Raw genomic sequence first — 20,446 nt, forward strand, 5'->3', positions numbered from 1 at the left:
TTCGTACAGTGGGCCGCGTGGTTGACCGGCTGGATCTGCTGCCCGCCTCCGAGGAGCGCGCCTACCGGCTGCTGGTCCGGATGTCCGGGGCCGGCGCCAACGAGCTCGCCGGGCAGGCCGGCATCGGTCCGGACGAGGCGGCCGTACTGCTGGAGACGTTGCGGCGCAAGGGGCTGGCCACCGGCGGTCCCGCGTTCTTCCATGCCCTCCCGCCGGACGTGGCCCTCGGCGAGGTGCTGCTGCGCGAGCAGGAGGCGCTGGAGTCGGCGCGGCAGATGGTCGCGGCGCTCAGCGAGGAGTACCGCACGAGCACGCGCCGCCGCAGCGCCGAGCATCTGGTCGAGATCGTGGTCGGCGCCGGCCCGCTCCGGGAGCGCCTGCGCGAGATGCAGGACGACGCGCGCGACGAGATCCTCTGGTTCTGCCGGGCGAACCCGCTGGCCATGCCGGGCACCGAGAACACCGAGGAGAACAACGCGCTGATCCGCGGGGTGCGCTATCGGGCGATCTACGAGCGGGAGCTGCTGGAGATACCGGGCGAACTGGCGGGCATCCTCGAGGCGGTCGGGCTCGGCGAGCAGGCGCGCACGCTTCCGGCGCTTCCGGTACGCCTGGCGATCGCCGACCGTACGCTGGCGCTCTGCCCTCTGGTCCCCGACGACGCCCGTGGTGTGGGCGAGCCGACGGCGGCCCTGATCCGGTCGAGCGAGCTGCTCGGCGCGCTGATCGCCCTGTTCGAGAGCTACTGGGAGCGGGCGACGCCGGTCCAGCCCGACAGCGGCGCCGAGGAGCCGGACCGGCTGCTGCTGTCGCTGGTGGTGGCGGGCATGCCGGACAAGTCGATCGCCACCCACCTGGGCGTGAGCAAGCGGACCGTCCAGCGCCGCCTCGATCGCCTGATGGCGGTGGCGGGCGTGGACAGCCGGCCGGGCCTGGCCTTCCAGGCCGCGCGCCGGGGATGGCTGTAGCCGGCGATCGGGATCATCTCGGTCGGGGCCCGTCAAGAGGCCCGGCCGCACCGTCGCCGTGCACCGCCGTCGCCCGCGGGGGCGTGCGGCCGACGTCGTCGGTGGTGAGCATGATCGCCGGCGCTGTTGGGGTAGTCGCGCGGGCGGGTGGTGCGGCCGGGGTCTGCGGCAGCCCCATGTCGGGATCTCCTCGGTGAGCGCGGGGGGCGGCGGTACAGATTTTCAAGTCATTGACGTCCGCCAACAGTCCCGATCGTGCCGCTAAAGCGCCATGGCACTAAGTGGACAGCCGCTGTCACCTAGGGTTGCGCGGATGAACGCCGACGAACTCCGCCGGGCCGTGGCCCTCGCCGTCGACACCCTGGCCGCGGCCGACGACCGGGACTGGACGGCGACGCCGGCGGCCGGTCTCGACTGGACGTGTTGGGAGACCGTCGAGCACATGGCCGACGACCTTTTCACGTACGCGGCCCAGATCGCCCCCGCGAAGCCGTCGGTACGCACCCACGTCCCGTTCGGCTGGCGCCGCACCGGGGCCGGCGGCCTGCCGCTGACCGTTTTCGTCGATCCCGCCGACGGGCCGTCCGGTCTGCTCCAGGTGCTCGAGGCGTGCGGCGCGATGCAGGCCGCCCTGGTCGAGACCGTCCCGCCCGATCGCATGTCGTTTCACAACTTCGGCGCCTCCGACCCGAGTGGCTTCGCAGCCATGGGCGTGGTGGAGGTGCTGGTACACATGCACGACGTGGCCTCGGGGCTCGGCCTGATCTGGGAACCGCCGGCCGGCCTGTGTGCCCGCGCGCTGGACCGCCTGTTCCCGGCGGCGCCGGCCGGTTCCGACCCGTGGCCGACGCTGCTGTACTGCACGGGCCGGGCCGATCTCGGTAGCTTGCGGGCTCCCGAGTCGTGGCAGTGGGACGGCAGCCCGCGGTAGTTGGTCAATGCGTCCAGTGGATGAAGCGGTCGAACAGCTCGGTCGGGGAGCCGTGCGGCACGTCTCTCGCGTAGTCGTCGAGCTGGGCCCACATGTGCGAGGCCAGCGTTGCCCGGTCCATCTTGGCGGTGAGGTCGTTGCGCGCGCGGTCGCACGGCCACGGGTCGGCGCAGTTGTGGCACCGCCAGGAGGGACGGTCCGGAGTATGCACCGTCTCTCTCCTTCCGGCTCTCGCCCGGAGTGATGCGGTAATTCTGCGCGCGCACTTTTCACCGGTCAATTGCGCCTGCGCATCGCATCATCACAACGGGTGACGCACCTTCTCGATCGGGCGTCTTCGATCCGGCACAATGCGCGCGTGGACAGTCCGACGTTCGTGCGGTTCCAGCTCGGCGTCCAGCTGCGCCGGCTCCGCGACGAGGCCCGGGTCCCGACCGAGCGCGCCGCCGATGTGATCGAGGTGTCCGCGAGCACGCTCCGCCGGATCGAGTCGGGCCGGGTGGGCATCAAGGGCCCGGCGCTCACCGCGCTGCTCGACCTGTACGGCGTGCGCGAACCCGAGCTGCGCGAGACGCTGCTGTCGATGGCCCGCGAGGGGAAGCAGCGCGGCTGGTGGGCGAAGTTCGGCGACCTGCCGCCCGCGTACCGGCAGTACATCGGGCTCGAGTCGGCGGCCGACCGGATGCAGAACTTCGAGACCATCGTCGTGCCGGGCCTGCTGCAGACCGAGGCGTACGCCCGGGCGATGACCTCGTCGGACGCGCTCCGGCCGTCTCCTGCGGGTGTCGAGCAGCGGGTGACCGTACGGATGGAACGCCAGAAACGTGTCCGGGAAGGTGACCTGAAGCTGATCGCCGTGCTCGACGAGGCCGTCCTGCACCGCCAGATCGGCGGCGCGGCCGTCATGCGCGACCAGCTCACGGCACTGCTCGAGGCGGCGGACCGGTGGAACGTCACGCTCCAGGTCATTCCGTTCCGGGAGGGCGCGTACGCGTCGATGCTCTCGTCCTTCGCGATCCTCAGCTTTCCCGACCACGAAGGAGTGGTTTACATCGAAGGCCTGACCGGCGACCTCTACGCTGAGGGCGCTGACGTGGAACGCTGCACGACCGTCTTCAACGATCTGCGCTCGTCAGCGTTGTCGCCGTCCGAATCAGCTGCGATCATCGCAAGCATTCGCGATGCGCAGCAGCAGCCCTAGGAGGGCAGGATGCTCGACCAGAACTGGCGCAAGAGCACACGCAGCGGGGGCAACGGCCAGTGCGTGGAGGTCCGCCGCGTCGGCGAGACGATCGAGGTCCGCGACAGCAAGGACCGCACCGGCCCCGCGCTCTCGTTCACGCTGGACGAGTGGGCGGCTTTCACCGGCGGCGTGAAGGACGAGGAGTTCGACGCGCGCTGAGCTCGTCGTCGCGCGCTGAGCTCGTCGTCGCGCGCTGAGCTCGTCGTCGCTCAGGTGACGAGCTTGCGCAGCAGCGCGTCGAGCGTCCGCCGTTCCTGCGCCGTGAGCGGCGCCAGCATGTCCCGCTCATCCCGGCTCTCGGCCGCCGCATGCCGCTCGAACGCCTCGTACCCGGCCTCGGTGAGCCGCACCTCCACCCGTCGCCGATCCTCGCTGTCATGCGTCCGCACGATGAGCCCCGCCTCCTCGAGCGGCGCGAGGCGGGCCGACAGCGCCCCGCGGGTCAGCCCCATGGCCTCCGCGAGCAGCGACGGGCTGGTCGCGTAGGGCGCACCGAGCCGCCGCAGGTTCAGCAAGATCTTGAACTCCCACAGCCGGAAGCCACTGCCCGCGAGCGCCCGCTTGCGCGACTGCGTGAGACGCCGGGACAACGTGGCCAGCCGTACGGTGATCGCCTCGGTGAGCGGATCGAGCCACGCCAGCTCCTTGCTCCAGATCTCGACATGCGCATCCACCGGCCCGTCCACGCGCCCCCCCAGGTAGTTTTCTTGTGGATAGTTTTCGGCAAAACTACCGTCACGGCCATGACGACTTCCAGATTGACCACCGAGATCGCAGCGGCCGCCATCGACCTGTCCCTCGCCGGCCGCTGGACGCGCGCGCTGACCCTGCTCGACGCCGCCGTAGGCGCGGGTCCGGTGGCGGCGGAAACGCACCAGGCGCAGATCGCCCTGGCCGCGGCCGAGGTAGCCCTCGAGCAGGACTGGTGGGTCGGCACCGACAGCGCCGGCGAGCGGATCGCCGCCGCCGACGAGGCCGGAGCAGAGTCCTGGCCGCTCGACTTCCTCCGCCTGCGAAACGACTACCTGCGTCTGATCCATCCACCGGGCGGACGCTTCCAGCCGGGCCCGTGGGGCAAGGACCCGGCCGCGATCGCCGACCTGGAAAGCCGAGCCGACAACCTGCGAACGTCCGCCCCCGACCGGCTGGCAGCCGGCTGGGCGGCGATGTACCGGGGCCTCATCGCCGACAACTTGCGCGCCGACCGGGCCGCGGCCCCGGCCTACTACGAGGTCGCGCTCGCCGCGGCCGGCGGAGAAGGGCGGCCGCCGGGCGGGGATGCGCTCCTGGCCCGGGAGGCACTCCGCCACCTGGGCGACCACGACCACGACAACGGCGACCACGCGGCGGCCCTCGACCGCTGGCAGCGGGCGACGGCGCTGGGCGCCGGAGCCGGCAAGGTGACCGGCACGCTCTCCCAGCAACTCCTGCTGGCCGTCCTGGCCCGCGACGCCGGCGACGAATCGGCCGCCACCGCCCTCGCCGCCGAGGTAGCACGCTGGGCCGACGCCATCGGCGCGATCCGCATCCGCGACAACGCCAACGGCTTCCTGGCCGGCACCGATCCCACCGCCGCACCGGACGAGGCGGCAGCGCCCCCGGTGGACGACGCCTCAGAAATGTCGTAGGCGGGCGGTAAATTGGCCCCCCACCCAGAACCGGGTGGGGTGGCGTAACGGGACCGGCCGAACCGCCACCCACCTCGGACTATCGTCGATCACCATGCACCAGCTCACCCGCGCCGAGGCCAGGCGCATCTCGGTGCGGGCTCAGCTGCTCGACGCCGCCCGCCCCGACGGCCTCCTCGACGTCGCGCACGGCCTCACGCTCCTGCAGAACGACCCCACCGCGGCGGTCGCACCCAGTGCGCACCTCGTCTGCTGGTCGCGCATCGGCTCCGCGTACTCGCCGGCCGATCTGAGCGACGCCCTCCGGGAGCGGACGTTGATCGAGCTGCGCGGGATGATCCGGCCGGCCGAGGACATCGCGCTCTTCCGGGCCGAGATGGCGGCCTGGCCGGGCGTCGGGCGGCTGCGGCCCTGGCAGGAGGAGATCCGCGATTGGGTACGCGCGAACGATGCCTGCCGCCGCGACGTTCTGGCCCGGCTCGACGCCGGCGGGCCGCTCTCGATCAAGGAGCTGCCGGACACGTGCGCGGTGCCGTGGCGGTCGAGCGGCTGGAACAACAATCGCAACCTCGACCGTCTCCTCGACCTCATGGTGCAGCGCGGGGAGGTGGCGCTGGCCGGGCGCCGCCGGGGGGAACGGCTCTGGGACCTGGCCGAGCGGGTCTACCCGGACGATCCGGTCGTGCCGCTCGAGGAGGCGCTCCGGCGGCGCGACGAGCGCGAGCTGAGCGCGATGGGCCTGGTCCGCGGGCGCCCGCAGCAGGTCGAGCCGTTCGTCGGCGAGACGGCCGTCGTCGACGGCGTACGGGGGAAGTGGCGGGTGGACCCGGCCCAGCTCGACCAGCCGTTCGAGGGCCGGATCGCCCTGCTGTCCCCGCTCGACCGCCTGGTCTACGACCGCAAGCGCGCCACCGAGCTGTTCGAGTTCGACTACCAGCTCGAGATGTACAAGCCGGCCGCGCGGCGCAAGTGGGGCTACTGGGCGTTGCCGATCCTGGACGGCGACCAGCTGGTCGGCAAGGTCGACGCCACCGCCGACCGGAAGGCGGGCGTGCTCCGGGTCGACGCCATCCACGAGGACGTCGCCTTCGACGAGGCGGCGGTCGGCCGCGAGATCGCCGAGCTCGCCGACTGGCTGGGCCTGGAGCCGGTCGGCTCGATCGCCGCCTGACTCTGCCCGTTGAGACATTGACGTTAATAACTATGTAAAGAACGCTTCACATATGCGGAAGCTTCTCCTGGCACTACTGCTGGCGCTGAGCGGCACGGTCGTCGTCGCCGGCCCCGCCGATGCCGCGCAGACCAGCCTGCGGGCCGCCGACCCCAGCGTCATCCGGATCGGGAGCACCTACATCTCCGCGCAGTCCACCGGCGGCGGGATCTCGGTACGCATGGCCGCGTCCACCGACGCGCTGGCGAGCGCCGCCGCTCGTCAGGTGTGGGCCGACACCCGCGGGCGCGGCGAGGTCTGGGCGCCCGAGATCGTGTACGACTCGGGCCGCTACTACATCTACTTCTCGGCCGGGGCCGGGTCCGCCCACCGGATGTACGTGATCAGCTCGGCCACCGCGGACGGCGGCTACACGTCCGAGACCCAGCTCGCCCTGCCCGACGACAAGTGGGCGATCGACGGCACCCTGTTCACGTTCAACGGGCAGCGCTGGTTCGTCTGGTCGGGCTGGGCCGGCGACACCAACGTCGAGCAGAACCTCTACCTGGCCCGGATGAGCTCGCCGACCACGCCGACCGGCGCCCGCTACCTCATCAGCCAGCCCCGGGAGAGCTGGGAACGGGTCGTCGGCAACCCGTTCATCAACGAGGCGCCGGCCCCGATCAAGGATCCGAACGGCCAGCTGCACATCGTGTACTCCGCGAACGGCTCCTGGAGCGACCAGTACTGCCTGGGCGAGGTGCGGCTGCGGGCCGGCGGCGATCCGGCGTACGTCTGGGACTGGTACAAGTCGAACGGCTGCCTCTTCGGCTCGAACCGGGCCACGATGATGGCCGGCTGGGACCCGACGCTGTACGTGAACGGGCCCGGCAGCCACAGCTTCGTCCTGCTCAACGGCGACATCGCGACGTCGCCGCCGGCCGGTCCCCGGTTCCCGCTGATGTTCCACGCCGTCCCCAAGGGCACGCCGTACTCGTGGTCGAACCGCTACTGGTACACCGGCACGTTCTGCTGGTGGGGCGCCGTGACCTACAGCCGCGCCAACGTGCCCGGCGCGACCACGAACACCGGGTTCGGCCTGAAGTTCTTCGAATAGCTAGATCTCCAGGGCCGCCTCGATGTTGCGGAGCTGGTGCCGGGCCATCGCGAGGTTGGCCCGGTCCTTGCTGAGCGCGAGATAGAGGAACAGGCCGTGACCCGACCGCGCCTTGAGCGGGCGGATCAGGTGGTACTGCGAGTCGAGCGTCACCAGCACGTCCTCGATGTCCTCCTGCAGGCCGAGCATCTCCATCGTGCGCAGCTTGGCCCGGATCACGTCGGTGTTGGCGGCCGCGGCGGTCATGAGGTCGAAGTCCCTGCCGCCGCCGACGGTGCCCAGCGCCATCCCGCTGGTGTGATCGACCAGCGCGGCTCCGATCGCCCCGCTGATCTGCATCGCGTCCTTGAGTGCGACGTCCATCTCGGCCATGTCATCTCCCGTTCTCGGTTGCGCGCGCCGCCGGCCGTGCCGCGCCGGTGGCGAGACCGACGATGCCTCGCCGGTGGCGATACCGGCCGCACACCGCGTCCGTCGAGATGAAGACTTCTGCAATTAGGCAGTTACACATGACCGCAGATCGCGTCACCGCCCGGCGCGCGCGTCGTTGACGGGTTCATGCCGGAGGGGACACGCATGTCGGTGCCGCTGTACCAGGCGAAAGCCGAGATGTTCCGCACCCTCGGCCACCCCGTGCGCATCCGCGTGCTCGAGCTCCTGCAGGCGGGCGCGCGCCCGGTCCGCGACCTGCTGGCCGAGATCGACGTGGAGCCCTCGAGCCTGTCCCAGCAACTGGCCGTCCTGCGCCGGGCGGGCGTCGTGGTCTCCTTCCGCAGCGGGGGCCTGGTCATGTACGCGCTGAGCACCCCCGCCGTCGCCGACCTGCTCGCGGCCGGGCGCGCCATCCTGCGCGAGGTCCTGGCCGACCGCGACGGCCTGCTCGAAGAGCTCAAGGCGCGGGCGAACCCGGCCTGACGCGGCCGAGGCTCAGCGGACGGCCGGAGTCGATCGCCCGGTCGGCAAGGCGTCCGTGGCGGCCGGCTGGATGGTGCGCAGCGCGGCGACGGCGCGGTCGACGTCGTCGAATGTGTTGTAGAGGGCGAAGCTCAACCGGCAACTGGCCGGCGGGTCGAGGCCCAGCGCATGGTGGGCCAGCGTGGCGCAATGGCAGCCGGCCCGGGATTCGACGCCCTGGCGGTCGAGCGCCTGCGCGACGGCGAACGGGCTGACGCCCGCGATGGTGAAGGCCACCAGCGGCGTGCGCTGCTCCGGCCCGTACGGCCGCAAGCCGTTGATCTCGCGCAGCCCGGCCATGCAGTGTGCCGTCAGCGCGGCGGTGTGCCGGGCCACCCGGGTCATGGTCTCCTCGATCGCGACGCGCGGCAGCGGGCCCCAGCTGGAGAAGAACGCGGTCGGCAGCACGAGGTCGACGAGCAGTCGCAGGGCCTGAGCCGAGACGATCACGCCGAGGATGTTGGGCGTGCCGGCCGCGTGCTTCCAGGGCAGGTCGTTCCAGGCGACGCTGGTGGGGGTGACCCGGCCCTCGGCGATCATGTCGCCGCCGTAGAGGAACGGGAGGTCGTGGTCGAGCAGGTGCTCCTTGGCATAGAGGACGCCGACGCCGAACGGCGCGAGCATCTTGTGGAACGAGAACGCCAGGTAGTCGACGTCCAGCGCCTGCACGTCGACCGCGGTGGTCGGCACCAGCTGAGCGCCGTCGACCAGCAGCAACGCGCGATGCTCGCCGGTGGGCTGGGGATAGCCGCCGGCGTCGGCCAGGCGGCGGACGACCGCCAGATCCGGTTTGGCGCCGAAGAAGTTGGAGGCGCCGGTGCAGCAGACCAGCTTCGTGCGCTGGTCGATCAGCGAGGCGAGATGGTCGAGGTCGAGTGAGCCGTCGGCGCGGAAGCGAGCGATCCGGCACTCCACCCGGCGGCCGAATCGCGGCAGGATCTCGCGGCAGAGAGCGTGCCAGGGCACGTAGTTCGAGTTGTGCTCCATCATGGTCGTCACCACGTTGTCCCCGTCCCGGAACGACGTGAGCAGCGAGTACATGACCGCGTTGATCGCCTCGGTGGTGTTGCGATAGGTGGCGATGCACCGGCGCGACGGCGCGTTCAGCCACGAGGCGATCGTGTCGTAGGCGGACTCGAACAGCGCGGTGGTACGCCGGGAGGCCGCCGACTGTCCCCGGTGGACGTTCTCGTACCACGGCGCCAGGCGGCCGAGGAGCTCGATCAGCTCGCGTGGCGGCTGGGTGCTGGCCGCGTTGTTGGTGACCACCCGGCCGGTCGCCGGAAAGTCGAAGTGCGACCGGATGCGCTCGACGTCAAGGGTGCTCATCGCCGCTTCCAGGCGCCGATCATGAGGCCGGCGCGCAGTCGCTCGTATTCCTCCGGCGCCCGTCGCAAGGAGTACCTCGTGGCTGTCGTCATCGGTCGATGCTGACCCGATCGGCCCGCCGGTGAATCGTGGATCCGACCACGAGGTTTTCCGGCGGCTCGCGCGGGCCTACCTTCGGAAGATGCCTCGCGTGCTGCTCCAGCGCGACGCCGAGACGGCCGTCCTCCGCCGCCGGCTCGATGCGGTGTGCGCCGGAAGCGGCCGCCTGATCCTGGTTGAGGGGCCGGCCGGGATCGGCAAGTCGAGCCTGATCGCGGCCACCGCCGCGGCGGCCGCCGCCGGCGGGATGCGGGTGCTGCGCGCCTGGGGCGGCCCGCTCGAGCACGACGCCGGCTGGGGGATCGCCCGGCAGCTGTTCGCCCCGTTGCGCGGCGGCGACGAGTGGGCGTCGCTGACCGTCGGGGCGGCCGCGCTGGCCCGGGGCGCGCTCGACGGCGAGAGCGCCGCGCCCGCCCTCGACGGGGACGCCATGCACGCGGCGGCGCACGGCCTGGTCTGGCTCGCCTGCGGGCTGGCCGAGCGCGGCCCGGCGCTGCTCGTGGTCGACGACGTGCACTGGGCCGACGCACCCTCGCTGCGCTGGCTCCTGCAGCTGGTCCGGCCGATCGCCGACCTGCCGCTGGGCATCCTCTGCGCGGTCCGCTCGGGCGAGCCGCCGTCCGAGCCGGGACTGCTCGCCGACCTGCTGGCGGCCGCGCCCGATCCACCGGTCCGGCCGGCGCCGCTCGGGCCTGCGGCCGTCGAGTCGGTGGTGAACGAGCGGCTGCCGGGCGCCGATCCCGGCTTCGCGCACGCCTGCCACGACGCGACCGCCGGCAACCCGTTCCTGCTCGGCGCCCTGCTCGACCAGCTCGCCGCCGAGCGGGCCGCGCCGACCGCCGAGGTCGCGGCCCGGCTCAGCACGTTCGGCCCGGAGCAGGTCGCCCGGGCCGTCGAGCGGCAGCTGTCCCGCCTGCCGTCCGGCGCCGGCGCGCTGGCCCGGGCGTTCGCGGTGCTGGGCCGGGCGGCGCCACTGCGGCACGCCGCCGAGCTGGCCGGGCTGAACCGCGTCGAGGCCGGGCGGCTGGCCGACCGGCTGCGGGCGGCGGGCGTGCTCGGCGACGGCGAGCTGGCCCACCCGCTGGTGGCCGGCGCGCTATACCAGGGACTGCCGGCGGGGGAGCGGGCGCTGTGGCATGCCCGGGCGGCGGCGATCCTGAGCCGGGACCGGGCCGATCCCGAGGCGGTGGCCCTGCACCTCCTGCGCAGCGAGCCGGCCCGGAACGCGGCCACGGTGGCCACCCTGCGGGCCGCCGCCGAGCGGGCCGGCCGCCGGGGCGCGCCGGAGAGCGCGGAGGCGTTCCTGCGGCGCGCGCTGGACGAGCCGCCGCCCGACCCGGTCGATGAGGCCGAGGTGCGGTGCCGGCTCGGGCTGGTGGTCGCCGCGCAGGTGGCGCCGGGCGCGCTCGGGCTGCTGGACGCGGCGGTGGAGCTGGCGGCCGACGCCGGGCAGCGGGCGCGGATCGCGCTCGACGGCGCCCGGGCGCTGGGCATGGCCGGCTACTTCGAGGACGCGGTCCGGCTGTGCCGTCTGGGGCTCGAACGGTCCGCCACCGCCGACCCGCCGGTCGTGACCAGGCTCGAGGCGGAGCTCGTGGGCAACTCCTGCCTGCTGGCGACCGGGGTGGCCGAGGCGCGCGAGCTGGTCCGCCGCACGAGCGCTCCCGAGCTGCCGCTGTGGCGGATCGGCCGGGCCTGGGCCGCGCTCTGCGACAACCGCCCGGTGGCCGACTGCCGGGACCTTCTGATCACGCCGCTGCCGCCCGAGGACCAGGACTCCATCCTGGCCACCTTCGCCAAGTTCACCCTCATCGCGTACGGCGAGATCACGCTCGCCCGCGAGCGATGCACCGCCCTCATCGACCTCGCCCGGCCCCGCGGCTGGCGGATAGCCCTCGCCCACGGCAGTTTCCTGCGGGCGATCGCCGACCTGCAGGCCGGCCGGGTCCGCGAGGCCGAGGCCGACGCCCGCCTCGCCTACGACTTCAAGCGCCGGCACAGCCCGCCACCGGCCCTGATCTGGTCGATCTTCCCGCTGGCCGAGGCGCTGACCGAGCTGGACGAGCTCGACGCGGCCGACGCGATCCTGGCGACGGTCACCGACCTGCCGCCCGGCGCGATCACCACCGGCCTGCTGCTCGAGCGCCGCGCCCGGTTGCGTCTGGCCCAGCACCGGCCGGCCGAGGCGCACGCCGACCTCACCGCCGCCGCCGAGACGTGGAAGCTGTTCGACATGCGGCACGTGGGCATGGCCGGCTGGCGGGCCGACGACTGCCGGGCACTGGTCGCGCTGGGCGAACCGGAGGCGGGCCGGCGGCTGGCCGCCGAGCACGTCGCGATCGCCGCCCGGCTCGGCCTGCCCGGGCCGCACGCCGCCGGGCTGCGCGCGCTGGCCGGCACGCTCGGCCACGACGAGGCGCTCGGCCCGCTGCGCGAGGCGGCCGGCCTGCTCGCCGGCACGCCGTTCCGGCTCGAGGAGGCGCGCACGCTGGCCGAGCTCGGCGCCACGCTGCGCCGGGCCAACCATCGGGCGGCCGCCCGCGAGCCGCTCGGCCGGGCGCTGGCGATGGCCGAGGCAGGCGGCATGCTGCTGCTGGCCCGCCGCTGCCGGGACGAGCTGCGGGCGGCCGGGGCGCGGCCGCGGCGGCCCGCCGACTCGCTGACCCCGGCCGAGCATCAGGTCGCGACGCTGGCCGCGACCGGGCTGAGCAACCGGGAGATCGCCCAGCAGCTGTTCGTCACCCGGCGGACCGTCGAGACCCACCTGACGCACGTCTTCCAGAAGCTGGGATGCGAGTCGCGGGCCGGCCTCCGGGCGCCGCACCCGGCGTAATCGGCGGGCATTGATCCTTTCCAGTGAGTTTCGCGTATCGTCGCGTACCTGTCCTAACCCGACCCGTCAGGCGTGACATGACCGACGATCCCTCGCGGCCCGACCCCGTCCTGGTCCGGCCGTACATCAAGCCCGTGTCCGGCCGGCCCGCGCGCGACCCCTCGGAGGCGCCGACCGTGGTGCAGCCCGCGGTCGTCGACGACACATCGGAGCTGCCACCGGTCGCCGAACCGCCGGCCCGCCGCCGTGGCATGCTGCGTCCGCTCGGGTTGCGCCTGCTGGTGCTGGTCGGCGGCGTCGCCGTGGCGCTGGCCGTGGCCGGCTGGCTGATCTTCCATCCGGCGCCCGACGAGACCCAGCCCGGCGCCGCGCTCCCGCCGCAGGAGCACCGGGCGCTGCCGGCCGACGCCGCCTCGTCCGCCGCCCGCGCGTCGGCGTCCGCTTCCGCCTCGGCGTCCGTCTCGCCGTCCTCGTCGCTGTCCTCCTCGCCGTCGGCGAGCGTCGACCCGTCCGCCGGCGTCTCGGCCCCGTCGTCGCCCAGCGGGTCGCTCCCGCCGTCGGCCACCCTCGCCCCGCCGCCGGCCGCCGACCGCACCGGCTCGGTCAAGGCGGCGAGCGGCCGCTGCCTCGCGCTCGGTGGCCTGCTCGGCATCGACGGCAGTCCCGTGCAGGTGTCCGGCTGCGCCGACCTGCCCGCGCAGCGGTTCACCCTCGCGAGTGACGGCACGCTCCGGGTCTCGGGCCGGTGCGCGGAGGCGACCGGCGACGGCACGGTCCGGATCGCCGGCTGCGACGGCGCCGGCGGGTCGGCCCAGTGGCGGGCCGGGCCGGCAAGTTCCCTGGTCAACGCCGCGAACGGCGGCTGCCTGTCCGACCCCGGCCGAGCCGGCGCCACCACCCGGGTGGCCGGCTGCAGCGGCGGCAGCGACCAGAGTTGGGCGCTGCCGTAGCGAGTGGTGCGCAGCTGCGTTCTTGTTCTGAGCCGACGACCTCTATTGGATCGACGTAACTGGATGATGCATCCGCTTACGTGAGGTAACGGCAGAAATGATGAGCGCAGCAACCACGTTGGTTCCGTCGGACCCCACCGGCGTGACGCCGGTCGAGTACGCCAGACGCCTGCGCGCGCTGATGCGCGAGCGCGGCCGCTCCCTGGACAGCGTCGCCCGCCGCAGCCGCGACGCCGGCACTCCCATCTCCCGAGCCACCGTCCACAACCTGGTGACCGGCAGCGGCGTACCCCGCCGCGACTCGGTGGTCGCCTTCCTCCGCGGTTGTGGCGTGCCCGCCCGGGAGCAGATCCCCTGGCTGATCGCTTTCGGTCGCGTCTATCCCGACCCCGGCTTCGGCGGCGCCCGCCGCCCGACGCCGGTCCACTGACGATCGGCGGGCCTCCCTCACCGGGGCCCGCGGGGAAGGCGCGCGCCGCCCGCCCTCGGCGCGCGCCACCTTCCCCGGCGTCACTCTCTCGCCGAGCGCTGGGCCGCCGTCCCCGGCCGGGCCGGTCCCCGGTTCCACCACAGCGACAGCCCCACCCCGGTGAACGCGAGCAGCCCGGCCAGCAGCACGAACCAGAACGTGATCTCGGTCTTCTGCTTGTGCAGGCCGATCTCCCGGGGCAGGTCGTTGAGCACGCCGACGAGCTGGTCGGAGTCCTCGGCCCGGAAGTAGCGCCCGCCGGTGGTGTCGGCGACGGTCTGCAGCGCGTCCTCGTCGATCTCCTGGTTGCGGCCGCCGCCGGCCCGCCCGCCGAAGCCGCCGCCCGGGAATCCGCCCCGGCCCGAGAACTGGTCGGCGCCGATCTGGTCGGCCGTGCAGACCATCGGCGCCGGCTCGGTGGTGCCGAAGCCGATCGTGTAGACCCGCACCCGCCGGGCCGCCGCCTGCTCGGCCGCGGTCGCCGGGTCGACGCCGGTCGTGTTCGACCCGTCGGTGAGCACCACGATCGTGTCCGGCTGGTACTCGCCGACCGTGTCCGGCGCCGCGTCGCCCAGGTCGACCCCGGTCTTGGCCACGTTGGGGTTGTACTCGGCGATCGAGTCGATCGAGGTGAGGATGGCCTGGCCGATCGCCGTGCCGCGGGCGGTCTTCAGCGTGTCGATCGCGTCGAGCAGCTTGTCCTTGTCGGTGGTCGGCGCGACCAGCAGGCCGGCGATGCCGGAGAACGCGACCAGCCCGATCCGGGTGCCGTCGTCCTGCTGCCGGATGAACTTGCGGGCCGCCTCGCTGGCCACGGTCAGCCGGTTGGGGCTGACGTCGGTGCTGCACATCGAGCCGGAGACGTCGATGGCGAGCAGGATCGAGGTGTTGTTGGACGGCACCGAGATCGTCGCCTGCGGCCGGGTGATCGCCGCGCCGAGCACGAGGAGGCCGGCCAGGAACAGCCAGACCGGGATGCGCCGCCGCCACGAGCTGCGGCCGGGCAGCGCGGCCCGGATCAGCGCCACGCTCGAGACGGTCACCGCCGACCGCTTGCGCCGCCGGTTCATCCACCATCGGGCGAGCAGCAGCAGCGGCACGACGAGCAGGGCGGCGAGCGCCCACGGCCAGCTGAGCGACATCAGACGATCCTTCCGTGCCAGCGGGTGCTCAGGAACGCGCCCGCCGCCAGCAGCAGCAGGGCGGCGCCGGCGAACGGCGCGGTCAGCTCCACCGGCTCCTTCTTGGCGGTCAGGCGAAGGTCGATCGACTTGGTCGTGTCGGCCAGCGACGCCGCGTCGCCGGCCCGGTGGTACGCGCCGCCGGTGGTCTGGGCGACGGTGGTGAGCAGGGCCTCGTCGAGCGAGGTGCCGAGCTGGTAGCCGTCCACCTCGACGGTCGCGCCCCGGGCCGTGCCGACCCCGACGGTCTGGATGCGCACCCCGGCCGCGGCCGCGAGCTCGGCGGCGGCCTCCGCGTCCGGCCCGCCGGTGTCCTGCCCGTCGGAGAAGACCACGATGGTCGCCGACGGCCAGTAGCCGAGGGCGGACGTGTCGGGGGCGGCGCCGTCCTGGGGGAGCGTGACCGGCTTGCCGGTGATCGTGCCCAGCGCGACCAGGATCGCCTGGCCGAGCGAGGTGCCGCCGCCGGCCGCCGCCCGGTTGATCGCGGCCAGCGCGAGTGCGTGGTCGTCGGTCGGAGCCTGGGTGAGCAGCGCCTGCTCGCCGAAGACCACCACACCCACGTCCACGCTCTCCGGCTGCTCCTCGACGAAGCCGGCCGCCGCCTTCTGCGCCGCCACCAGCCGGGAGGGCTGCACGTCGGCGGCCTTCATGCTGTTGGAGACGTCGAAGGCGAGCAGCACCGTGCCGGACACCCGCGGCACCGCGACCTCGGCCTGCGGACGGGCCAGACCGACGATCAAAATCGGAAGAGCGAGCAACAGCAGCGCGTACGGCAAATGGCGCCGCACCGTGGCGCGGCGGGTGCCCGCCGGGGCGAAGCCGGCCGCCGTGAGCGCCGCCGTCCGCCGCTTCTGCACCCGGAGGTAGGCGACGACGGCCGCCGCCGTGACGACGACGGCGACCGCGAGCACGAGCGGATAGAGGAAGGTCACCGGCGCCCCCGTCCCGAGCCGCGCACCATCGTGACCAGCGCGGCCGCCAGGTCCTGGTCGGTGGTGATCCGGTGGGCGCCGACCCCGGCCTTGCGCATGCCGGCGGCCACCGCATCCTCGCGGGCGCCGACCTCGGCGGCGAGCCGGCTGCGCAGCAACGGGTCGCTGGTGTCGACCAGCAGCTGCTCGCCGGTCTCGGCGTCCTCGACCAGGATCACGCCGAGGTCGGGCAGCTCGAGCTCGGCCGGGTCGACCACCCGGATCACCACGACCTCGTGCCGGTGGGTGAGCCGCGCCAGCGGACGGTCCCAGCCCGGGTCGCCGATGAAGTCGCTCATCACGAAGACCAGACTGCGGCGGCGTACGGTCGTGGCCGCCGCCAGCTCGAGCATCTTCGACAGATCGGTCGTCCTGGCGGCCTTGCTCCTGGCCGGCGCCCGGAGCAGCTCGCGCGTGATCCGGAGGATCTGGTCGCGGCCGGTCCGCGGCGGGATCACCTGATGCGCCTCGTTGTCGAAGAGGATCGCGCCGACCCGGTTGCCGCCCTGCGACACCACCCGGCCCAGGCTGATCGCCAGCTCGGTCGCCACCGACTCCTTGCCGTCGCCCGCCTGGTTCCGGCCGCCGAACCGCATCGAGGCCGACCGGTCGACCACCAGCCAGCAGGTCAGCTCGCGGTCCTCGGTGTAGAGACGGACGTACGGCTCGTCGACCCGGGCGGTCACGTTCCAGTCGATGTGCCGGACGTCGTCCTCGGGCAGGTAGACCCGCAGGTCGGTGAAGTCGATGCCGGCGCCGTGCCACACCGTGCGGTACGCGCCCTGCAACCGCCCGTCGAGCCGGCGGCCGAGCCGCCACTCCAGTCGCCGCAGCAGCCTCTCCGGTGCGGTGGCCATGATCAGCGGCCCCGGCCCGCCGGCTCGGGGATCGGCAGGTTGGCCAGGATCTTCGACAGGATCAGGTCGGGGGTGACCTCGTCGGAGAGCGCCTCGTAGGAGAGCACGAGCCGGTGCCGCAGCACGTCGAGGGCGAGGTCGGTGAGGTCCTCGGGCACGACGTATTCCCGGCCCCGGATGTACGCGAGGGCGCGCGCGGCCAGCACCAGGCTGATCGACGATCGGGGGCTGGCGCCGAAGGTGACGTATCGGGCCAGGTCGGTGAGTCCGACCCGGGCCGGCTCCCGGCTGGCATGCGCGAGTTGCACGGCGAACTCGATGAGCGACGGGTCGACGTACACCTGGTCGGCCTGCTGCTGAAGCCCCACCAAGGTCTCCGGGTCGATGATGCGCTGGATCACCGCGGCGGGCGTGAGCGCCCGCTCGACCACGACGAACTCCTCGGTCACCGACGGATAGCCGACCAGCACCTTCATCATGAAGCGGTCGACCTGCGCCTCCGGCAGCGGATAGACGCCCTCGTTCTCGATCGGGTTCTGCGTGGCCATGACCAGGAACGGGTTGGGCACCGGGTGGGTCTCGCGGCCGATCGTGACCTGCCGCTCCTGCATCACCTCGAGCAGCGCGCTCTGCACCTTGGCCGGCGCGCGGTTGATCTCGTCGGCCAGCAGCAGGTTGGTGAAGACCGGGCCGAGCTGCACCTGGAACTCGCCGGTCGGCTGGTGGTAGACGCGGGTGCCGACGATGTCGGCCGGCACCAGGTCGGGGGTGAACTGCACCCGGTGGAAGTCGCCGCCGACGGCCTGGGCCAGCGACTTGACCGCGAGCGTCTTGGCCAGGCCGGGCACGCCCTCGACCAGGATGTGCCCGCGCGCCAGCAGCGCCACGACCAGGCGCTCGAGCAGCGCGTCCTGCCCCACGATCGTCTTCTTGACCTCGTAGAGCACCTTCTCGATCGGGCCGGCGGACGCGGCCGGGGCCGCGGCGTCGCTCCAGTTCATGCGTGCATCCCTCGTCTCTCGCGTGCGTCTCTTCCGGGGCCGCCCTTCACCGCGGCGGCGGTTTCACAGCGGCGGCGTCCTCCCGTCGCCTTGACCGGCGCCGAGCGCGGCGCCGATCGGGACGGCGAAGCCGATGCCGATGAAGGTGCCGTCGTCGGTCGGGTTGGCCAGCGCCACCACGATCCCGGTCACCTGGCCGCGGTCGTTGACCAGCGGCCCGCCCGAGCTGCCCGGGTTGACCGCCGCGTCGAACTGGATCAGCCCGGTGATGTCCCCGCCCTCGTCCGGGGCCATCGTCCGATTGAGGCCGGAGACCACGCCGCTGGTGGTGCTGGCGGTCAGCCCGAGCGGGTTGCCGATCGCCACCACGTCGTCGCCGACCTGCACGCCGCCGCCGAGCGTGGCCGGCACCAGCGTGTCCGGCAGCTGGGCCGGGGTCAGGGTGGCGATGTCCCGCTTGGCGTCGGCGGTCTTGACCTCGGCCGCCGACGTGGTCCCGTCGGTGTACGTGATCTTGATAGCCGCCGCGCCCTCGATCACGTGGTTGGCCGTCAGGATCGTCCCGTCCGCGTTGGCGATCACGCCGGTGCCGGTCGACGACTCGGTCATGCTCCTCGCCGTCGCCGAGCCGCCGGCCTTGCCGGTCGACTGGATCAGCACCACCGAGGGCAGCACGGCCTGATAGACCTGCGAGACGGTGAGCGGAGCGTCCGATGCGGAGGGTGACGCCGAGGGGCGGGTGGCGACGGGCGCCTTCGCCCCGCCGCCACCGTCCCGGAAGATCACCACGGCCGTGATCGCCACCGCCCAGACCGCCAGCACGCCGATCAATGCCTTTTTACGCAGGTCAGGGGTGTTCCAGCGGCGCCTGGGCGGTTCCGGCGATTTGTCGTCGGCCGCACCGTCCGCCGCGGGGATCACCGTCATCACCGGACGATCGCCCACGCTCTGCATTTCTCGACTGTAGGAGCGTTTGCTCAAAATAGGTTGTGAGTGACCTGAGGAAATGTGGTCACGTGAGACGGCGGTATCGCCTTATCGCCAGCGGCACGAACACCGCGAGCAGGGCCAGCGGCCAGAGCACCGCGAGCAATATCGCGTTATCGCCGCCGAAACCGGGATTGCCGAACAATGCGCGGGTGGCGGCGGCCGTCGCCGACAGCGGGTTCCACGTCGCGATCGTGCCCAGCCACCCCGGCATCGTCTCGGGTGAGGTGAAGACGCTGGAGAGGAAGCCCAGCGGCCAGACCAGGATCTGCAGGGCGATCAGCGTCTCCGGCTTCCCGGCGGCGAGCGCCAGCCAGATGCCGAGCCACAGCAACGCGTACCGCAGAAGCAGCAGAAGCCCGACCGCCGAGAGCGCGTCCCCGGCGCCGTTGTGCCAGCGCCAGCCGATCGCCAGCCCGCAGCCGATCATTACCAGCAACCCGGCGGCCGCGTTCAGCATGTCGGCCACGCTGCGCCCGGTCACCACCGAGGCCGCCGAGATCGGCATGGTCCGGAACCGATCGGTCACCCCGCGCTGCGCGTCGGCGGCCACCGCCGTGTAGGTGCCCTCGAGCCCGAACGCCATGGTCAGCGTGAACATCCCCGGCAGCAGGAACTCGCGGTAGTCGCCCCCGCCCGGCACCACCATCGCCCCGCCGAACAGGTAGCCGAACATCAGCAGCACCATCACCGGGAACAGAAGCCCGAGAACCGACTGCGCCGGCTGGTTGCGCCAGTGCAGAAGCGTGCGCCGGGTGAGCACCCAGCTGTCCGAGGCCATCCCGTACGCGCTCACGCCGCGCTCCTCTCGGTCAGCGCCAGGAAGACCTCGTCCAGGGTGGGCCGCCGCAGCACGATGTCCTCGGCCTCGATCCCGTGCTCGGCCAGCGATCGCGCGATCGTCGTGAGCCCGGCGACCCGGTCGGCCACCGCAACGCCGGCCAGCCGCCGGTCCGGATCGAGCCGCGGCTCGCCCGCACCCACCCGCGCCAGCAGCTCGGCCGCCGCGCCGAGCCGGCCGGGATCGCGCACCACGACGTCGACGTGGTCGTCGCCGAGCCGCCCCTTGAGCTCGTCCGACGTGCCGGAAGCGACCACCCGCCCCCGATCGATGACCGCCAGCCCGTCGGCGAGCTGATCGGCCTCCTCCAGATACTGCGTCGTGAGCAGCACGGTCGTGCCCTCGGCCGCCAGCGACCGGATCACCCGCCACACCTCGTTGCGGGCCCGCGGGTCGAGCCCCGTGGTCGGCTCGTCGAGAAACAGCACGGCCGGCCCCGTCAGCAGCCCGGTCGCCAGATCGAGCCGCCGCCGCATGCCGCCCGAATATCTCCCCGCCGCCCGGTCGGCGGCCTCGGCCAGCCCGAAGCGCTCCAGCATCTCCCCGGCCCGCCGCCGGGCCGTGGCCGCCCCGAGGTGATGCAGCCGCCCGAACATCTCCAGGTTCTGCCGCCCGGTGAGCTGCTCGTCGACGGCGGCCTGCTGCCCGACCAGCCCGATGGCGGCGCGCACCCGATCGGCCTCGCGCACCACGTCGTGGCCGGCCACAGTCGCGCGCCCCGAGTCGGGCCGCAACAGGGTGGTCAAAATCCGCACCGCGGTGGACTTGCCCGCGCCGTTGGGCCCGAGCAGCCCGTGCACGGTCCCGCCCGGAACGCTCAGCTCGAACCCGTCAAGAGCGGTGGTGGTGCCGAACCGCCTGCTCAGGCCTTCGGCGACAATCATCGGTCATCTCCTTACGCCGTACGGAGTTCGAAGGTACCGGCAGACTCCGT

Annotated in this window: 22 protein-coding genes; 11 read left to right on the plus strand and 11 right to left on the minus strand. The window is 72.9% G+C overall.

Annotated elements, in window-relative coordinates; all coding sequences use genetic code 11:
• Window positions 1-17: 17 nt before the first annotated feature.
• Window positions 18-968, plus strand: coding sequence for a helix-turn-helix domain-containing protein (locus ACQP2F_RS06330; protein ID WP_433301523.1), 951 nt, complete (start codon window positions 18-20; stop codon window positions 966-968).
• Window positions 969-1,281: 313 nt separating this feature from the next.
• Window positions 1,282-1,899 (plus strand): hypothetical protein, encoded by a 618-nt coding sequence (locus ACQP2F_RS06335; RefSeq protein WP_433301525.1) that lies wholly within the window; start codon window positions 1,282-1,284, stop codon window positions 1,897-1,899.
• Window positions 1,900-1,903: 4 nt separating this feature from the next.
• Here ACQP2F_RS06335 and ACQP2F_RS06340 read toward each other — a convergent pair whose 3' ends face one another.
• Window positions 1,904-2,110, minus strand: a complete 207-nt coding sequence (locus ACQP2F_RS06340; protein WP_433301526.1) for a hypothetical protein — start codon at window positions 2,108-2,110, stop codon at window positions 1,904-1,906.
• 147 nt (window positions 2,111-2,257) lie between these two features.
• Here ACQP2F_RS06340 and ACQP2F_RS06345 point away from each other — a divergent pair, with 147 nt between their 5' ends.
• The gene (locus tag ACQP2F_RS06345; protein WP_433301527.1) at window positions 2,258-3,100 is read left to right on the plus strand and encodes a helix-turn-helix domain-containing protein; all 843 of its coding nucleotides are present in this window, start codon (window positions 2,258-2,260) and stop codon (window positions 3,098-3,100) included.
• 9 nt (window positions 3,101-3,109) lie between these two features.
• The gene (locus tag ACQP2F_RS06350; protein ID WP_433301529.1) at window positions 3,110-3,301 is read left to right on the plus strand and encodes a DUF397 domain-containing protein; all 192 of its coding nucleotides are present in this window, start codon (window positions 3,110-3,112) and stop codon (window positions 3,299-3,301) included.
• A 50-nt stretch (window positions 3,302-3,351) separates the two neighbouring features.
• Here ACQP2F_RS06350 and ACQP2F_RS06355 read toward each other — a convergent pair whose 3' ends face one another.
• Window positions 3,352-3,816, minus strand: a complete 465-nt coding sequence (locus ACQP2F_RS06355) for a MarR family winged helix-turn-helix transcriptional regulator (RefSeq protein WP_433301531.1) — start codon at window positions 3,814-3,816, stop codon at window positions 3,352-3,354.
• Window positions 3,817-3,885: 69 nt separating this feature from the next.
• On the opposite strand from ACQP2F_RS06355, the gene ACQP2F_RS06360 reads away from it, so the two are divergent.
• The 3 genes from ACQP2F_RS06360 to ACQP2F_RS06370 all read left to right on the plus strand — a co-directional run bounded on the left by ACQP2F_RS06360 (window position 3,886) and on the right by ACQP2F_RS06370 (window position 7,037).
• A complete protein-coding gene (locus tag ACQP2F_RS06360; protein ID WP_433301533.1) occupies window positions 3,886-4,770 on the plus strand; it encodes a hypothetical protein in 885 nt (294 codons plus the stop codon).
• 94 nt (window positions 4,771-4,864) lie between these two features.
• Complete coding sequence (locus ACQP2F_RS06365) at window positions 4,865-5,941, plus strand: DNA glycosylase AlkZ-like family protein (RefSeq protein ID WP_433301534.1); 1,077 nt, start codon at window positions 4,865-4,867, stop codon at window positions 5,939-5,941.
• A 52-nt stretch (window positions 5,942-5,993) separates the two neighbouring features.
• A complete protein-coding gene (locus ACQP2F_RS06370) occupies window positions 5,994-7,037 on the plus strand; it encodes a glycoside hydrolase family 43 protein (protein ID WP_433301536.1) in 1,044 nt (347 codons plus the stop codon).
• On the opposite strand, the gene ACQP2F_RS06375 is transcribed toward ACQP2F_RS06370, so the two are convergent.
• Window positions 7,038-7,409, minus strand: coding sequence for a hypothetical protein (locus tag ACQP2F_RS06375; RefSeq protein ID WP_433301538.1), 372 nt, complete (start codon window positions 7,407-7,409; stop codon window positions 7,038-7,040).
• A gap of 204 nt (window positions 7,410-7,613) precedes the next feature.
• Between ACQP2F_RS06375 and ACQP2F_RS06380 the strand changes: the two genes are divergently transcribed.
• Window positions 7,614-7,952 (plus strand): ArsR/SmtB family transcription factor, encoded by a 339-nt coding sequence (locus ACQP2F_RS06380; protein WP_433301540.1) that lies wholly within the window; start codon window positions 7,614-7,616, stop codon window positions 7,950-7,952.
• 12 nt (window positions 7,953-7,964) lie between these two features.
• Here the strand turns inward: ACQP2F_RS06380 and ACQP2F_RS06385 are convergent, their stop codons facing one another.
• Window positions 7,965-9,320 (minus strand): aminotransferase class V-fold PLP-dependent enzyme, encoded by a 1,356-nt coding sequence (locus ACQP2F_RS06385; protein WP_433301542.1) that lies wholly within the window; start codon window positions 9,318-9,320, stop codon window positions 7,965-7,967.
• Window positions 9,321-9,501: 181 nt separating this feature from the next.
• Between ACQP2F_RS06385 and ACQP2F_RS06390 the strand changes: the two genes are divergently transcribed.
• The 3 genes from ACQP2F_RS06390 (at window position 9,502) to ACQP2F_RS06400 (ending at window position 13,632) form a co-directional block, all read left to right on the plus strand.
• Window positions 9,502-12,252 carry an ATP-binding protein gene (locus ACQP2F_RS06390; protein ID WP_433301544.1) on the plus strand — a complete coding sequence of 917 codons (2,751 nt, stop codon included), beginning with the start codon at window positions 9,502-9,504 and terminating at the stop codon, window positions 12,250-12,252.
• 77 nt (window positions 12,253-12,329) lie between these two features.
• Window positions 12,330-13,202: a ricin-type beta-trefoil lectin domain protein gene (locus ACQP2F_RS06395; protein WP_433301546.1), complete on the plus strand. Its 873-nt coding sequence runs from the start codon at window positions 12,330-12,332 to the stop codon at window positions 13,200-13,202.
• Window positions 13,203-13,302: 100 nt separating this feature from the next.
• Window positions 13,303-13,632, plus strand: a complete 330-nt coding sequence (locus ACQP2F_RS06400; protein ID WP_433301548.1) for a helix-turn-helix domain-containing protein — start codon at window positions 13,303-13,305, stop codon at window positions 13,630-13,632.
• An 80-nt stretch (window positions 13,633-13,712) separates the two neighbouring features.
• Here ACQP2F_RS06400 and ACQP2F_RS06405 read toward each other — a convergent pair whose 3' ends face one another.
• From ACQP2F_RS06405 to ACQP2F_RS06435, 7 genes are all read right to left on the minus strand, one after another.
• Window positions 13,713-14,813 carry a VWA domain-containing protein gene (locus tag ACQP2F_RS06405; RefSeq protein ID WP_433301550.1) on the minus strand — a complete coding sequence of 367 codons (1,101 nt, stop codon included), beginning with the start codon at window positions 14,811-14,813 and terminating at the stop codon, window positions 13,713-13,715.
• Complete coding sequence (locus ACQP2F_RS06410; RefSeq protein ID WP_433301552.1) at window positions 14,813-15,787, minus strand: vWA domain-containing protein; 975 nt, start codon at window positions 15,785-15,787, stop codon at window positions 14,813-14,815. The genes ACQP2F_RS06405 and ACQP2F_RS06410 overlap by 1 nt, the downstream gene beginning before the upstream one ends.
• Window positions 15,784-16,683 (minus strand): DUF58 domain-containing protein, encoded by a 900-nt coding sequence (locus tag ACQP2F_RS06415; RefSeq protein ID WP_433301554.1) that lies wholly within the window; start codon window positions 16,681-16,683, stop codon window positions 15,784-15,786. Before ACQP2F_RS06415 ends, ACQP2F_RS06410 begins: the two co-directional genes overlap by 4 nt.
• 2 nt (window positions 16,684-16,685) lie before the next feature.
• A complete protein-coding gene (locus ACQP2F_RS06420) occupies window positions 16,686-17,684 on the minus strand; it encodes an AAA family ATPase (protein ID WP_433301556.1) in 999 nt (332 codons plus the stop codon).
• Between the two features lie 63 nt (window positions 17,685-17,747).
• On the minus strand, window positions 17,748-18,638 hold the full coding sequence (locus tag ACQP2F_RS06425) for a S1C family serine protease (RefSeq protein WP_433301558.1): 891 nt from the start codon (window positions 18,636-18,638) through the stop codon (window positions 17,748-17,750).
• 58 nt (window positions 18,639-18,696) lie between these two features.
• Window positions 18,697-19,467 (minus strand): ABC transporter permease, encoded by a 771-nt coding sequence (locus ACQP2F_RS06430; protein WP_433301560.1) that lies wholly within the window; start codon window positions 19,465-19,467, stop codon window positions 18,697-18,699.
• Window positions 19,464-20,396, minus strand: coding sequence for an ATP-binding cassette domain-containing protein (locus ACQP2F_RS06435; protein ID WP_433301562.1), 933 nt, complete (start codon window positions 20,394-20,396; stop codon window positions 19,464-19,466). Before ACQP2F_RS06435 ends, ACQP2F_RS06430 begins: the two co-directional genes overlap by 4 nt.
• Window positions 20,397-20,446 lie beyond the last annotated feature (50 nt).

Origin of the sequence: Actinoplanes sp. CA-030573 (genome assembly GCF_050951115.1) — a bacterium.
Lineage (GTDB): Bacteria > Actinomycetota > Actinomycetes > Mycobacteriales > Micromonosporaceae > Actinoplanes.

Coding starts and splice junctions, on each gene's coding strand:
- ACQP2F_RS06350 (WP_433301529.1), top strand. CDS start 3,110: ATGCTCGACCAGAACTGGCGCAAGAGCACACGCAGCGGGGGCAACGGC.
- ACQP2F_RS06370 (WP_433301536.1), top strand. CDS start 5,994: ATGCGGAAGCTTCTCCTGGCACTACTGCTGGCGCTGAGCGGCACGGTC.
- ACQP2F_RS06405 (WP_433301550.1), bottom strand. CDS start 14,813: ATGTCGCTCAGCTGGCCGTGGGCGCTCGCCGCCCTGCTCGTCGTGCCG.
- ACQP2F_RS06435 (WP_433301562.1), bottom strand. CDS start 20,396: ATGATTGTCGCCGAAGGCCTGAGCAGGCGGTTCGGCACCACCACCGCT.
- ACQP2F_RS06385 (WP_433301542.1), bottom strand. CDS start 9,320: ATGAGCACCCTTGACGTCGAGCGCATCCGGTCGCACTTCGACTTTCCG.
- ACQP2F_RS06375 (WP_433301538.1), bottom strand. CDS start 7,409: ATGGCCGAGATGGACGTCGCACTCAAGGACGCGATGCAGATCAGCGGG.
- ACQP2F_RS06380 (WP_433301540.1), top strand. CDS start 7,614: ATGTCGGTGCCGCTGTACCAGGCGAAAGCCGAGATGTTCCGCACCCTC.
- ACQP2F_RS06400 (WP_433301548.1), top strand. CDS start 13,303: ATGAGCGCAGCAACCACGTTGGTTCCGTCGGACCCCACCGGCGTGACG.
- ACQP2F_RS06425 (WP_433301558.1), bottom strand. CDS start 18,638: ATGCAGAGCGTGGGCGATCGTCCGGTGATGACGGTGATCCCCGCGGCG.
- ACQP2F_RS06335 (WP_433301525.1), top strand. CDS start 1,282: ATGAACGCCGACGAACTCCGCCGGGCCGTGGCCCTCGCCGTCGACACC.
- ACQP2F_RS06365 (WP_433301534.1), top strand. CDS start 4,865: ATGCACCAGCTCACCCGCGCCGAGGCCAGGCGCATCTCGGTGCGGGCT.
- ACQP2F_RS06415 (WP_433301554.1), bottom strand. CDS start 16,683: ATGGCCACCGCACCGGAGAGGCTGCTGCGGCGACTGGAGTGGCGGCTC.
- ACQP2F_RS06390 (WP_433301544.1), top strand. CDS start 9,502: ATGCCTCGCGTGCTGCTCCAGCGCGACGCCGAGACGGCCGTCCTCCGC.
- ACQP2F_RS06360 (WP_433301533.1), top strand. CDS start 3,886: ATGACGACTTCCAGATTGACCACCGAGATCGCAGCGGCCGCCATCGAC.
- ACQP2F_RS06420 (WP_433301556.1), bottom strand. CDS start 17,684: ATGAACTGGAGCGACGCCGCGGCCCCGGCCGCGTCCGCCGGCCCGATC.
- ACQP2F_RS06395 (WP_433301546.1), top strand. CDS start 12,330: ATGACCGACGATCCCTCGCGGCCCGACCCCGTCCTGGTCCGGCCGTAC.